Source organism: Vibrio gazogenes (assembly GCF_023920225.1).
Classification (GTDB): Bacteria; Pseudomonadota; Gammaproteobacteria; order Enterobacterales; family Vibrionaceae; genus Vibrio; species Vibrio gazogenes.
Map to the genome: position 1 here is coordinate 1,758,574 of NZ_CP092587.1, position 13,614 is coordinate 1,772,187.

13 protein-coding genes are annotated in these 13,614 nt (G+C 42.6%); 6 read left to right on the forward strand and 7 right to left on the reverse strand.

Annotation, left to right across the window (positions count from 1 at the left end; all coding sequences use genetic code 11):
* Window positions 1–61: 61 nt before the first annotated feature.
* Both MKS89_RS07865 and MKS89_RS07870 read right to left on the reverse strand, forming a co-directional pair.
* Entirely contained in the window at window positions 62–883 is an 822-nt protein-coding gene (locus tag MKS89_RS07865) for a glucosaminidase domain-containing protein (protein WP_072957830.1), read from the reverse strand.
* Window positions 876–1,661 carry a DUF2189 domain-containing protein gene (locus MKS89_RS07870; RefSeq protein ID WP_072957828.1) on the reverse strand — a complete coding sequence of 262 codons (786 nt, stop codon included), beginning with the start codon at window positions 1,659–1,661 and terminating at the stop codon, window positions 876–878. Before MKS89_RS07870 ends, MKS89_RS07865 begins: the two co-directional genes overlap by 8 nt.
* 306 nt (window positions 1,662–1,967) lie before the next feature.
* Between MKS89_RS07870 and potA the strand changes: the two genes are divergently transcribed.
* The 4 genes from potA (at window position 1,968) to MKS89_RS07890 (ending at window position 5,913) form a co-directional block, all read left to right on the forward strand.
* A complete protein-coding gene (gene potA, locus MKS89_RS07875) occupies window positions 1,968–3,092 on the forward strand; it encodes a spermidine/putrescine ABC transporter ATP-binding protein PotA (protein WP_072957826.1) in 1,125 nt (374 codons plus the stop codon).
* Complete coding sequence (gene potB / locus MKS89_RS07880) at window positions 3,079–3,930, forward strand: spermidine/putrescine ABC transporter permease PotB (RefSeq protein ID WP_373636451.1); 852 nt, start codon at window positions 3,079–3,081, stop codon at window positions 3,928–3,930. The genes potA and potB overlap by 14 nt, the downstream gene beginning before the upstream one ends.
* A 3-nt stretch (window positions 3,931–3,933) precedes the next feature.
* A complete protein-coding gene (potC, locus tag MKS89_RS07885) occupies window positions 3,934–4,716 on the forward strand; it encodes a spermidine/putrescine ABC transporter permease PotC (protein WP_072957821.1) in 783 nt (260 codons plus the stop codon).
* Window positions 4,717–4,875: 159 nt separating this feature from the next.
* Window positions 4,876–5,913, forward strand: a complete 1,038-nt coding sequence (locus MKS89_RS07890; RefSeq protein ID WP_072957818.1) for an extracellular solute-binding protein — start codon at window positions 4,876–4,878, stop codon at window positions 5,911–5,913.
* Between the two features lie 185 nt (window positions 5,914–6,098).
* Here MKS89_RS07890 and cobB read toward each other — a convergent pair whose 3' ends face one another.
* The 5 genes from cobB to MKS89_RS07915 form a co-directional block, all read right to left on the reverse strand.
* The gene (gene cobB, locus MKS89_RS07895) at window positions 6,099–6,815 is read right to left on the reverse strand and encodes a Sir2 family NAD+-dependent deacetylase (RefSeq protein WP_072957815.1); all 717 of its coding nucleotides are present in this window, start codon (window positions 6,813–6,815) and stop codon (window positions 6,099–6,101) included.
* A gap of 219 nt (window positions 6,816–7,034) precedes the next feature.
* A complete protein-coding gene (locus MKS89_RS07900; RefSeq protein WP_072957812.1) occupies window positions 7,035–8,288 on the reverse strand; it encodes an aromatic amino acid transport family protein in 1,254 nt (417 codons plus the stop codon).
* A 287-nt stretch (window positions 8,289–8,575) separates the two neighbouring features.
* Window positions 8,576–9,796, reverse strand: coding sequence for an ammonium transporter (locus MKS89_RS07905; RefSeq protein ID WP_072957810.1), 1,221 nt, complete (start codon window positions 9,794–9,796; stop codon window positions 8,576–8,578).
* A gap of 323 nt (window positions 9,797–10,119) precedes the next feature.
* Window positions 10,120–10,503 carry a DUF3305 domain-containing protein gene (locus tag MKS89_RS07910; protein ID WP_072957807.1) on the reverse strand — a complete coding sequence of 128 codons (384 nt, stop codon included), beginning with the start codon at window positions 10,501–10,503 and terminating at the stop codon, window positions 10,120–10,122.
* Window positions 10,504–10,746: 243 nt separating this feature from the next.
* The gene (locus tag MKS89_RS07915; RefSeq protein WP_072957804.1) at window positions 10,747–12,120 is read right to left on the reverse strand and encodes a sigma-54-dependent transcriptional regulator; all 1,374 of its coding nucleotides are present in this window, start codon (window positions 12,118–12,120) and stop codon (window positions 10,747–10,749) included.
* 283 nt (window positions 12,121–12,403) lie between these two features.
* Between MKS89_RS07915 and mobA the strand changes: the two genes are divergently transcribed.
* Both mobA and mobB read left to right on the forward strand, forming a co-directional pair.
* On the forward strand, window positions 12,404–12,994 hold the full coding sequence (gene mobA / locus MKS89_RS07920) for a molybdenum cofactor guanylyltransferase MobA (protein ID WP_072957801.1): 591 nt from the start codon (window positions 12,404–12,406) through the stop codon (window positions 12,992–12,994).
* A gap of 46 nt (window positions 12,995–13,040) precedes the next feature.
* Window positions 13,041–13,592, forward strand: a complete 552-nt coding sequence (gene mobB / locus MKS89_RS07925; RefSeq protein WP_072957798.1) for a molybdopterin-guanine dinucleotide biosynthesis protein B — start codon at window positions 13,041–13,043, stop codon at window positions 13,590–13,592.
* Window positions 13,593–13,614 lie beyond the last annotated feature (22 nt).

Consider the following 13,614-nt stretch of genomic DNA (forward strand, 5'->3'; position numbering starts at 1 on the left):
AATATCGCTCTAACACAGGCAATGAAACCAAGCCGTCAATTCCGGCTCGGTCAAACTGGCGTTATTCTGTAGCAACTGAATCATCTTGCAGATATTTCTGATTATGGCGAATCATCGTTTGAAGGGATTTCACGTAAGCTTCACCTCGCTCGGAATATTTGGTTAATCCGTTCGTTAATTGCATGGCGCTCTCCAGCGATAAAAGATCCTGACCTTTCGCTCGAAGCTGATAACGGATTTCGCGTAATTTTCGGTAAGCTAAGTTACGGTTAACATTAATAAAATATCGATGAATCGATTGTTGTACGGATTTAAACTTTGCGACCTCATGCGCCATCCCTTCCCCTCTGGCGAGTGGAACCAAGCCACACCCTTTTTGATAACACCATTGGCCAAAATAATTATTGGCTTCTCTGGCAAAACGGGAGGTTCCCCAGGCCGATTCATTTGCAGCCTGAATCAGTACCAACGCCTCCGGTAGTACGTCGACCTTATACAGCATTTTATCCAGCCATTTTAAGTTGGGGCCTTCCACAGGAATTTTAACCGAATAAAGAGAGCTGAGTTCAGCCAATTGTTCAATTTCAGCCTGAGACAATGAACCAGACTTAATGTCCTCTTTGGTGTTTAGCAAAAAATCTCTTTCTTTCTGGACTCGGTGATTTTCATATTTGATCCCCGGTTTAAGGTAATGAAAGAAAGCATGTTTTCTCTGTTCTATATTTTTAAACGCCTTGAATTTTGGCGCAGTTGCAACAGGTATACCTTGCGGTTGCTTGCCTTCCCTCGTCGAACGACGCTCTTCAATCTGCAACTGATAATAAGTACAACTGACGAGAATCAGTACAACGACGGAAAAAAAGAAATAAATCAGTTTACGCATTGAAAACCTTACTTTGCTGATCACTGTCTGATGTCGAAACAATCGTCAACCGAATCCCAAACATGTTGCGATATAAGATACCTTTGACATGTAAGAAAAACGGCAAGACAAAAATAAAACCGATACCATAAAAAAGAATCGCAAATCCGGTCAGCATCATCAAAATAAAGTAGATACTGGTAAGAGGCAGGATTTTTTTATTCGTTGCTTTCAGAGAGAGCAATAAGGCTTTAAAGATTGGCAAACGTTTCTCACAAATCAACAGAATCGTATGACTAAATGCAACGGAGACATACATGGAAAGAAGCCAAAAAACTTGCCCGAGGAGCGATTGAGTAATGAGCATAATCAATGTTGCCAGCGTCACGGAAACTGTGAATTGTAGCCCTTTGGTAATATACCGGGTCTGCGTTTTTAGACCCGCAGCATGACTCATCGCCATAAGACTGGCTCCGGCATAAATCGGTGCGCTAACCACTTCGAAACTAAATACAGCAATAAAAAAGGCTTGCACTAAACGGGGATCGATTTTCTCCTGATTCTGGAGACTCGCCAGAATACTATCCATGTCTGGTAATTGAAGTTTCAGGACAATGTAGAAAATAATGAGTTGTACTGCGAGCAAAATAAATATAGCCGGAGTAAAGGACCAAAAGTGCTTGGCCGTGCAGGATACGCCTTCCCTGAGAATCGCGCCAACTTTCAGTTCATAATCGCCAGTCAAAGCTTTTTCTAAGCTTCCCCCTAAATTAAACTCTTTTTCAAATTTCTGACTCATGCTACCTCTTGGATGGCTGTAATTCAGACCACCATATTCATAACGAAGGGGGCATTATACTGAAATTGATTTCAACCCGAAATTGCATAGATGTAACTTTTTTTATTGATTTGATAAAAACGCCCTCGTTGGCACTGATTTCTACGCATCATTTGAGTAATTTGTTGAAGTTGTCATAAAAATTCATTGTCAAGCCTCGAAAATTGAATTGACTTCAAATGAGTGAATATTATGATGCAGCGAATAACATGGATCGTCATGAGATACCTTAATCGACGCTGATAGTCTCAGCCTTTCAATGGAGAAATGCAAACATTGAACGCAGCACAATCACATGAGTTTCCCGTGGTTTCTCTGGTAGGAATGACCAAGAGTTACGACGGAAAAAAAATTATTGATGACTTTTCATTACAAGTGAATCACGGTGAGTTTTTAACCATTCTCGGGCCATCCGGATGTGGTAAAACCACCATCCTGAGAATGATTGCGGGATTTGAATCAGCCGATCAGGGCAACATCTTCCTCGACGGACAAGATGTCACTGCTATTCCGGCAGAACATCGTAACGTGAATACTGTTTTCCAAAGTTATGCCCTCTTCCCGCATATGACGGTTTTCGACAATGTGGCCTTTGGATTGAGAATGCGCAAAGTGCCGACAGCGGATATTCACACCAGAGTATTCGAAGTGCTGAAAATGGTACGATTAGACGATTATGCCGGACGCAAACCTCATCAGTTGTCCGGTGGGCAACAACAACGGGTTGCCATAGCTCGAGCCATGGTCAATAAACCGAAAGTGCTCTTGCTGGATGAGTCATTATCCGCACTCGACTATAAACTACGTCAACAAATGCAGGTCGAACTGAAACAACTTCAACGCCAGTTGGGGATTACTTTCATTTTTGTCACCCATGATCAGGAAGAAGCGCTGTCGATGTCAGATCGAATTATCGTCATGAGAGACGGTAATATTGAACAAGACGGCACACCGAAAGCAATTTATGAAGATCCGAAAAACCTGTTCGTCGCTCGTTTTATCGGTGAAATCAATGTGTTTGAAGCGGTGACCATCGAGAGAGTGGATGACAAACGGATTCTTGTTTCAATCGAAGGGACAAATGCAATCATTGATTTCGATAAACCGATGATTGCCGGTCAGCAACTTCAGGTTCTATTGCGCCCTGAAGATATTCGTCTGAAAGAAGTGAAAGAAAGTGATAGCGAAGGGATTACCGGACATGTGATCGATCGAACCTACAAAGGGATGACATTGGATTCAGTGGTTGAATTGTCGTCTGGCCTGCGCGTTATGGTCAGTGAATTCTTCAATGAAGATGACCCTGATGTCGATCACTCGCTCGGTCAAAAAGTTGTACTTACTTGGGTTGAAAGTTGGGAGGTAGTTCTGGATGAAAATGCCTCGAATTAGTCTCCGACAAGCCATAATCTGTTTGATTGTAAGTTGGCTGTTGCTCTTTGTTTTCATCCCTAATCTGATGGTGATTGGAACGAGCTTTCTTACCAGAGATGAGACTGACCTCATCAACTTTACGCTCACGTGGGAAAACTATATCCGTCTGATCGACCCGCTCTATATGAAAGTGCTGGCGCATTCATTTTATATGGCGGGAATCGCGACATTGCTCTGTCTGCTCATCGGCTACCCTTTTGCATTTGCAATTTCAAAGATGCCGGTGGCCCGGCGCCCTTTGCTGTTATTTCTCGTGATTGTGCCGTTCTGGACCAATTCTCTGATTCGCACCTATGGCCTGAAAATCGTCATGGGGACCAATGGTATCCTGAATAAGTCACTGCTTGGCTTAGGGTTGATTGATACCCCGTTTCGAGTCATGTATACCGAAATTGCCGTCATGATCGGACTGGTCTATATTTTACTCCCTTTTATGATTCTGCCGCTTTACTCCGCATTCGAAAAACTGGATTACGCCTATGTGGAAGCCGCGCAAGATCTCGGAGCAAATAAGTTTCAGACGTTAATCAAAATTATTATTCCTCTGACAATGCCGGGTATTATCGGTGGCTGTTTACTCGTGCTATTACCGGCACTTGGCATGTTCTATATTTCTGATTTACTGGGCGGGGCGAAAAATCCGTTGATCGGTAATATTATTAAAAGTCAAATACTCAATGCGAGAGACTGGCCAGCCGGTGCAGCGACCAGCATCGCTCTGACATTCGTCATGGCACTGCTGCTTTATGTTTATTACAAGACCGGCCGCCTGTTAAACAGAAAAATGGAACTTTAAACCATGACAAAAATCTTTCGCTTTAGTTTGATGACTATCGTATATAGTTTTCTGTATCTCCCGATTTTTGTTTTGATCATCAACTCATTCAATGCCAATAAATTTGGCATGCGATGGGATGGATTCTCTACCAAATGGTATAACTCTCTTATCGAGAATGACAGTTTGATTCAGGCTGCATGGCACTCTTTCAATATCGCGGTTTTTTCGGCGACAACAGCAACCATCATTGGTAGTTTGACCGCCGTTGCGCTATTTCGCTATCGGTTCCGAGGTAAACCCCTAGTCAATGGGATGCTATTTGTTGTGATGATGTCACCGGATATCGTGATGGCGATTTCTCTGTTGGCCCTCTTTCTTGTGTTAGGTGTCCATCTCGGTTTTCTGACATTATTCTTTTCCCATATTACATTTTGTCTGCCTTTTGTCGTCGTTGCTGTCTATACACGCCTGAATGGTTTTGACGTCAAAATGTTGGAAGCAGCCAGAGATTTAGGGGCCAGCGAATGGGTGATTCTGCATAAAATAATCCTCCCATTAGCCAAGCCGGCTGTGGCTTCAGGCTGGCTGATTAGCTTTACCCTTTCACTGGACGATGTCATTATCAGCTCATTTGTGACTGGCCCGAGTTATGAAATACTGCCTTTAAAAATTTATTCCATGGTGAAAGTCGGTATTTCTCCGGAAGTCAACGCGCTGGCGACAGTGATGTTACTGATATCATTTATACTGGTTGTTATATCTCATTATATTGGGAGAGATAAGCTCCAACGCCACTCAAAATAAAATTGCCACAAAGATAAAAAATGATTCATCTTTTGAAGTTTTTAGTGAACTTCATTGGCTACAATCATGGTTTTCAATGCCATAATTGCACAGACGTATCGCATCATATTCTTTGGTGTGATTAACACTTTCCACGGCTAACAGGGATCCACAGCGATAATGAAAAATAAATTCTTTGCAGGTATTTTGTCTACCGCTGCATTATTTTCCGGCTATAGTATGGCAGACGATCAGACGCTCTATTTTTACAACTGGTCTGAATATATTCCAAATGAAATCCTTCAGGAATTTACCAAAGAAACAGGGATTAAAGTCATCTATTCAACTTACGAATCGAATGAAACGATGTACGCAAAGTTGAAGACTCAGGGATCAGGTTATGATTTAGTTGTACCATCAACTTACTTTGTCTCAAAAATGCGCAAAGAAGGCATGTTGCAACCAATTGACAAATCTCTGCTACCTCATTTCGATGGACTGGATCCCAATTATCTGAATAAATCGTTTGATCCGAATAACAACTATTCCATCCCCTATATCTGGGGAGCAACCGGTATTGGCGTCAACACTGATATTATTGATAAATCTACGATTCATCGTTGGGACGATTTATGGAATCCACAATGGAAAGGTCAATTGTTGTTGATGGATGACGCGCGTGAAGTTTTCCATATTGCGCTGTCAAAATTGGGCTACTCACCCAATACGACCAATCCGGATGAAATTAAAGCCGCTTACGAAGCATTGAAATCGCTCATGCCGAACGTACTCGTATTCAACTCTGATTTCCCGGCAAATCCATATATTGCCGGTGAAGTTGCCCTAGGAATGCTGTGGAATGGCTCGGCATATATGGCACGGCAAGAAGGCGCACCCATTGATATCGTCTGGCCGGAGAAAGGCACGATTTTCTGGATGGATAGTCTGGCAATTCCTTCAGGTGCCAAACATATTCAAGCGGCTCATCAAATGATTGATTTCCTACTTCGTCCTGAAAACGCAGCAAAAATTGCGCTGGAAGTTGGTTATCCGACCCCGGTGAAGGCAGCTTATAAACAACTACCAAGCGAGTTTACCAATGATCCGAACATCTTCCCACCTCAATCGGTTATGGACAGTGGTGTCTGGCAGGATGAAGTCGGTGAGGCAAATCACTTATACGAATCGTATTACCAAAAGCTGAAAGTCAGTAACTAGTGATTCGTTGTCCAAGTTGCAACAAACAGTCTGACTTCAACGATCACCACCTTCATAGAAGGTCGTTTAGGGTTAGAAAATAAAAAAGTGGCGAAAGCCACTTTTTTATATGTCATCCATTGTCTCGCAATGAACACCGAATCAGACAAGAACCCCTTCAAACAAGTGTCTCTTCAGACAAAAAGCTAATCAGGTAAAAGTAACTCATCAACCAGTTTCGGGACTTCTATACTGGCTTTACCGTAACGCTTTTCGACAAATTCGCTTTCCACGGCACTCGGCTCAAGATTAATTTCTATCGTATGAGCACCATGCATTTTGGCATCATGAACAAAACCAGCCGCAGGGTAAACCACCCCTGAAGTGCCAATTGAAATGAACAAATCCGCTTGTTCGAGTGCAGTATATATCTCTCCCATTCTCAACGGCATTTCACCAAACCACACAATATGAGGACGTAATTGAGAAGGTATCTGACAGCAATGGCAAAGATCACCCATGTGCAAATCATCCATTTGATCAATCACTTGCTGTGATTCGCAGCAACGTGCTTTCAACAGTTCACCATGCATATGGATCACATTGTTACTCCCGCCGCGTTCATGTAAATTATCGATATTTTGGGTAATGACGGTGACCTGACCATCGAGTTCCGCTTCAAGTTTACCTAAAGCAAGATGAGCAGAATTCGGTTGAATCGATGCAGAAAGAAGTTTTCGTCGTCGTTGATTATAAAAATCCTGAACCAGTTCCGGATTGCGTTCAAACCCTTCGGGAGTCGCAACATCTTCAATACTGTGATTTTCCCAAAGACCATCCTGCGCTCTGAAGGTTTGAATCCCTGATTCAGCGGAAATACCAGCGCCAGTGAGAACAACAATATTACGATATGGATAGTGCATGTCATATCCTTATACTTTCATGTTTTACCTTTAATATACCTGATCTTTTTTGCAGACAAAAATAGACCATGGTATACCTCGTTCAACAGGCTTCAGCGATATACCGCCCTTTTCCCGGAAACATCATCGGTATAACGTGTTTACCCGTAAATAAAAATGAACAACCCCACAAAAGATAACACCTGTGGGGTTGTAAAAGTATTGGGTACAGACAAAACGTTACAAAGCGCCACAAATTACAGAAGTAATGGCAGCCAAACCACAGATCATGGTAAAAACCTGTACTGGTGCAGAAGTTTTGAACGTCTTCATCGCACCAACGCGTCTCATCGCATAGACCGGCATAATAAATAAAATGGCAGCAATCATCGGTGCGCCCATGGTTTCAATCATCCCTAAGATACTCGGATTAATAATGGCAACGATCCAAGTCGTCAAAACGATAAAAATCAGAGCAGATCGGTCAATTGATTTCACCGCCATGTTACTGCGGGATTTAATCAACCCAACCAACCCTTCATGCGCACCAAGAAAATGGCCGAAATAGCTGGATGTAATGGCAGCAAACGCCACAATCGGTCCCAAATAAGAGATCAAAGGCGAATCATGTTCATTCGCTAAATAAGACAAGACAGAAATGTTTTGCGCTTTTGCAAGTGCAAGTTGTTCAGGAGAAAGCGACAGTACGACCGAGAACACAAAAAACATCACAAATGCCATCAGCATAAATGCAGCACCACCAGTGATCATATCGGTCTTCTGCGTCGCATCATCACCATAAGTTAAACGTTGTTCTTTGGTAAATTGGCTAATAATCGGGCTGTGATTAAATGAAAAAACAATCAGTGGAATCGCTAGCCAAATAATCATCGGCATCGCCGACCAATCGGGTTTCACTTCCATCATCGATGTATTCCAGTCCGGAATCAGATAAACCGACAGCGCGAGTAAAATCAACACCAGCGGATAAACCATCAATGAGGTTGCTTTCAGCATCAGGTTTTTACCAAATACCACCCCACCCGTCATGGTTAGAATCAATGCGCCGGATAATAACCAACGGGGAATCGAGGGCAACGCAAGTTGATGCACCAAGAATGAATCCACCGTATTGGTAATTCCCACGCCATAAATTAACACGATAGGATAAATTGCGAAGAAATAAGCAAACGTAATCAGGTTGGCACCGGTTTTACCAAAATGTTCTTCAACTGTATCCGTAATATCAGATTCAGGATGCTTGGCTGATAACACAAAACGCGCCAGACTTTTATGCGCAAACCAGGTCATTGGTGCAGCAATCAGGGCTAGAATGACTAATGGCCAAAAGCCACCGGCCCCAGCTTTAATCGGGAGGAAAAGCACACCCGCTCCGACGGCTGTTCCAAACAGGGAGAGGCACCATGTAAAATCTTTGTAAGTCCATTTACCAGATGAATATTTGTTATTCTGTACTAATATTGTTGTATTCATGTTAAGTTTCTCATCATTGGCAAAATAATATACTAAAAATAAGCTTCAGTTATATTTGACCAGCAATCAGAAGTTTTGGGAATACGGAAGTGAACGAACTTGAAGATAAGCTTGACAAAAGACAATCCGGGTCACGAATTTAACGTGCTATACATGATTATTTCTAATTATACGAATAAGAAAAAATGATGCGAAAGACGGTGTTGAACAGATGTTATTTAAATAAATCCAATCATTACATTAGCCAATAAGCACGGGGATGAGCCCCCGTACTTATACGTGATGATTTATTCCTCATTGACAGTGGAAATTTTATGAATGGATAGATCCGCACCATTAAATTCATCTTCCTCAGAAAGTCTCAGACCCATGATTTTCTGAAGTGAACCATAAACAATCAATGCGCCAAATAGCGCGACGAGAATACCGGCAATGGTTCCCAGCAACTGAACCGTCAGGCTCACACCACCGATACCACCGAGTGACTGCTGACCAAAAATACCTGCGGCAATGCCGCCCCAGGCACCACATAAACCGTGAAGTGGCCAAACTCCCAACACATCATCAATATGCGTTTTGTTCTGTAGCCAGGTAAACACCCAAACAAACAGAACCCCTGCGATTCCCCCCGTAACCAACGCACCAAGAGGATGCATCAGATCCGAACCGGCACATACTGCAACCAATCCTGCCAACGGTCCGTTATGAATAAATCCGGGGTCATTTTTACCGACAATAAATGCAGCCAGAATACCACCAACCATTGCCATGAGAGAATTCATGGCAACAAGACCGCTGATCCCGTTGAGTGTTTGTGCCGACATCACATTAAAACCAAACCATCCCACACTAAGAATCCAAGCGCCTAAAGCAAGAAATGGAATATTTGACGGCGCGAAGTTGGTATGTTTCCCGGCTCGAATCCGTCCTTTCCTCATTCCTAAAAAGATCACGGCAACCAGCGCAATCCATCCGCCCACAGCATGGACAACGACCGAACCGGCAAAGTCATGGAACGGATGACCGAACTGAACCTCAAGCCAGTTTTGGAATTGGAAGTTGCCATTCCAGATCATCCCTTCGAAAAATGGATAAATCATACCAACCGTGAAAAAGGTGGCGATCATAATCGGATGGAAACGAGCTCGCTCGGCAATACCACCAGAAACAATCGCAGGGATCGCAGCCGCAAAAGTCAGTAGAAAGAAAAACTTAACTAAAGCATAACCGTTCCCCGCCGCAAGCACTTCAGCACTGGAGAAAAAAGTCGTATGGTATGCAATCCAATAACCAATGAAGAAATAGGCGATGGTTGACACGCCGAAATCAACCAGTATTTTGACCAAGGCATTGACCTGATTTTTCTTTCGGACCGTGCCAACCTCTAGAAAAGCAAAGCCAGCGTGCATCAGAAAAACCATAATCGCACCCAGCAATAAAAACAGTGTATCTGAACTTTGAGTCAGGGTCTGAACTGCCCCCTGAACTTGACTTAAATTGTGCTCCATTCTCGTTCTCTCCATCAATTCAATTGCACTCTGCATCCCGGAAAGAGTTTCGCCGCCCATAAGATGCCCTAACTTAGTGCTATAAAAATGAAAAATCCCCATTTTGGGGAGAATAATAGTTTGCAGCGATTTAAGCAGTATTTGTGCCAAATTACATGGCAGTGATAAGCTGTAAAAAAATAGATATTAATACTTTGAATAATAAGGTTTATTTAATTTATACCCGATTGATAAACATTCCCCGACCACATGAGAGTGCACCAATATTGATCTAATGCATCAACATTGGGCACCCAATTAAGTGAAACAATTCTTTATATCAGCTAACGTTTATCAATGTAAGATGCAATCCATGCCCTGACTTTATCCGGCATCCGATTTGATAGGACTAAGTATTCTTGATCCATAAGCCGTCGAGCCGTTCGGGGAGACGCAGTTAGCATCTGAATTTCTTTTTGAGGGGTTGTACTTAATATCGCATAAAGTTTGGGCTCTTTGGATTTTAAGTTTTTTCGGTAGTCTTTTTTTTCACGACGATGCAGTCGTAATGTCCCAAGATTTTCCGAAGCGTGATCAGGAATCAGTTCAAATCCAACTAACTGCTTTTGTATTGTGATCCATGCGCCGACAGTGATCTGGTGTTCAATAAACTGACATTCAATTAGCCATGTGATATCTGACTTTGTAGGTTTTTTTAAATATGACATTTTTTAATCGCTCTTATTTTTTATTAACAGGCTCTCACATTCGAGTCACCCTTACTTTTTATTTGTCACAAAATCTCGTGTAAACAATTATTGCAATACCGATAAATAAATAAGGTTTAAGATCCGAATATCAGAGTAGAATAGCGTATCAATAAATAAGCAAATGTCTCATTTTTTAGAGAATAATGAAGTATTGGTAGGGTTTTTATTGTAAATAATGTCACATAACACGTCTTAGTGAACTCAATCAAACTCTGATTGCCATTCTTTATATTTCCGGTCTAATGTCTTGCGTGAAATACCAAGCTGTCGAGCCGCCGCTGACTTATTGCCATCGTAAAAATCAACCACCTTCAGTATATGGGATTTCTCTATTTCCTGAAGACTCCAATCACTCGGATAACCCCGCATCGGTGTTGGTGTTCTTGATGGAGAAAACTCTGGAATTTCACTATGATGAGAAACATTAATCATCATTTTCGACGCATATTGTGATGACGGTATCATATACTCATGCCAATAATCATTAGGGGATTTATTTATAACCAAGCACTTCTCAATCAGGTTAATAACCTCTCTTACATTTCCCGGCCAGTTATATTTGCCTTGATAAAAATCGTATTCATTTAACCACGTCGGTATGGGAAGTGATAATTGCTTACAAAGACGTCGGGTTAAGTAAGGGAATAGTTCTCTTAAATCACTCAATCTATCACGCAGTGGGGAAATATTCATTTTCAATACTGACAAGCGTTCATATAACTCTCTGCAAAATCCATTCTCTCTGACAATATTAGTCATTCCTTTCGTGCTTGCTGATATTAAACGAACATCAATTAAGTACGATGAACTCCCCCCATGTGACTGAACCGTTCGCCCTTCAAGTAACTGAACCAAAATATGTTGAAAATCGGCAGGGATATTTTCAATACCATCCAAAAACAGTGTGCCATGATTGGCAAGACGTAACGAACCACCATGATGGAACAGCCGTTCTGTTGCCACTGAATCCGAATGGATATCCGCACAGTTCACCATGACAAAAGGCCCGACTCGCCCACTCGCCTCATGGATAGCTCGAGCTGCCAATTCTTTACCCGTTCCGGCCTCACCCTCGATCAAAACGGGCGCTTTCGACGGCGCGTACTGCATGATCTGTTGTTTGAGAGATGTTGTTTTGTCCGAATGACCAACAATGGTTGTCTGGTGATACTGATCTAATGTCTGTGTCAGCACCGTATATTTTTGGGTTTCAATCAGCCGTTGTAAGGCAGGCTTAACCGCTTGCTGAATCTGATGCTCGTTTAACGGGGGCAATAGATAATAACGTCCTTGAACAAGGTCTGATTTGAAATCTTTTTCACTCAACAACAGCAAGATTTCGCCTTCAAAACATGATGCAATTTGAGTAACTTCATGGGGTTGGCACGCATTAACGTCCAGAATAATCAGGTCATAAAGCGCCAATAACTGACTATCATCCTGCGGATTACTGATTGTATCCAATCCTGAAACCAAACCAGATAAAGCATGGATAAACTGCACTTGAACCTCTGGTTGCTGGCTAATCACCAGTACAGAAAAAGTCAGAAATTGTCGTTCGGTCAGTAATTTCACAAGTATGATTCTCGGCTAGATGATCAACTGTTTTCAGGCAAAGGAATCTATTATTCAGAATAACATACGGAATATTCTCGCCTACCTTGGCACTATTGTCACCATTTCACGCAACGATTCATCAAATCCATGTTATTTCTTCAATCGTATCGTGATCTTATTTCAAAAGTAGCCAAACCGGATACTTTCACGCATATCATCAAGCCAAGTATTGATATTGTAGTTGAGATAAATTGTGATTGAGATAAAGTGAATGCCTGTCTCGGTATGAAGTAAATGTAATATGCTCGAAGAACATCAAATCACTTGGGTGATTCTTGCCGGAGGACAATCTTCGCGGATGGGTGGTCATGATAAAGGGTTGTTGATTTATCAGGGGCGGCCATTAATCCAGCGGGTGATTGACGCACTGCGACCTCAAGTCTCCTCTCTTTGGATCTGTGCCAATCGCAATCAAGCGGCTTACCGGCAATATGCGCCGGTCATTGAAGATCTTTATCCGGATTATCCCGGACCTCTGGCCGGACTACACAGCGGTTTAAAACATGCTAAAACGGAATGGGTTGGCATTCTTCCCTGTGATGGCCCACATGTCAGCCATGATTTGGTTGAGCGCTTCTGTCAGGCAAGTGAGAGCGGTGGAAAGGTTTATGTCGCTCATGACGGTGAAAAATATCAGCCGGTTTATGCGCTGGCCCATCGTTCCGTGCTCAGTCAGCTTGAACACTTTCTGGCACAAGGTGAGCGAAAAGTGATGCGCTTTTTTGACCAGCTCGGTGCCCGTCCTGTTGATTGTCACGATATTCAGTCGATGTTCATGAATGTGAATACCCCAGAACAACTGTTAAATCCGCAAGATCAGCAGACGGTTTAAACCCAAAGCCTGAACCTAAAACCACTTTCTAAGGAACATCATTAACATGACGAGTCTTTCAGACAAGCTGCCCAATATTGCTGTACTTGGCTTTGCTGCTTTTTCCGGAACCGGAAAAACAACACTGCTGGAATCCTTAATTCCTGTCTTGATGGCACATGGCATTCGCGTGGGTGTTTATAAACATTCACATCACGCCATCGAACAGGACGAACCGGGGAAAGACAGTTTTCGACTGCGCAAAGCCGGGGCATTTCAGACATTACTTTCGACACCGGCGCGAACCATTCTGACCACTGAATTTCCCGAAACACCGACATCTCCTGATTTCTATCATTTGCTACAACAATTTGATACAGAGAGTCTGGATATTATTCTGGTTGAAGGTTGTAAGGAACAGCGCTTTCCTAAAATAGAGTTACACCGTCACGAAATGAACAAGCCGTGGCTCTATCCCGATGATCCGGATATTATTGCAGTCGCAACAGATCGCATGATCACCTGTCCCCTGCCTTGTCTGGATATGAATAATACCACCCAGATTGCTGAATTTGTGGTGCAGTATGTACAAAGTGAACGGCATCGCAGCCCGAATTAATCAGGCTGCCAAACCAAGTAGA

What these genes read in the sequence shown, in the direction of transcription:
- potA (WP_072957826.1), top strand. Translation starts at nt 1,968, where the DNA reads ATGCAAACATTGAACGCAGCACAATCACATGAGTTTCCCGTGGTTTCT.
- MKS89_RS07870 (WP_072957828.1), bottom strand. Translation starts at nt 1,661, where the DNA reads ATGAGTCAGAAATTTGAAAAAGAGTTTAATTTAGGGGGAAGCTTAGAA.
- mobB (WP_072957798.1), top strand. Translation starts at nt 13,041, where the DNA reads ATGACGAGTCTTTCAGACAAGCTGCCCAATATTGCTGTACTTGGCTTT.
- MKS89_RS07900 (WP_072957812.1), bottom strand. Translation starts at nt 8,288, where the DNA reads ATGAATACAACAATATTAGTACAGAATAACAAATATTCATCTGGTAAA.
- MKS89_RS07890 (WP_072957818.1), top strand. Translation starts at nt 4,876, where the DNA reads ATGAAAAATAAATTCTTTGCAGGTATTTTGTCTACCGCTGCATTATTT.
- MKS89_RS07905 (WP_072957810.1), bottom strand. Translation starts at nt 9,796, where the DNA reads ATGGAGCACAATTTAAGTCAAGTTCAGGGGGCAGTTCAGACCCTGACT.
- cobB (WP_072957815.1), bottom strand. Translation starts at nt 6,815, where the DNA reads ATGCACTATCCATATCGTAATATTGTTGTTCTCACTGGCGCTGGTATT.
- mobA (WP_072957801.1), top strand. Translation starts at nt 12,404, where the DNA reads ATGCTCGAAGAACATCAAATCACTTGGGTGATTCTTGCCGGAGGACAA.
- potB (WP_373636451.1), top strand. Translation starts at nt 3,079, where the DNA reads ATGCCTCGAATTAGTCTCCGACAAGCCATAATCTGTTTGATTGTAAGT.
- MKS89_RS07865 (WP_072957830.1), bottom strand. Translation starts at nt 883, where the DNA reads ATGCGTAAACTGATTTATTTCTTTTTTTCCGTCGTTGTACTGATTCTC.
- MKS89_RS07910 (WP_072957807.1), bottom strand. Translation starts at nt 10,503, where the DNA reads ATGTCATATTTAAAAAAACCTACAAAGTCAGATATCACATGGCTAATT.
- potC (WP_072957821.1), top strand. Translation starts at nt 3,934, where the DNA reads ATGACAAAAATCTTTCGCTTTAGTTTGATGACTATCGTATATAGTTTT.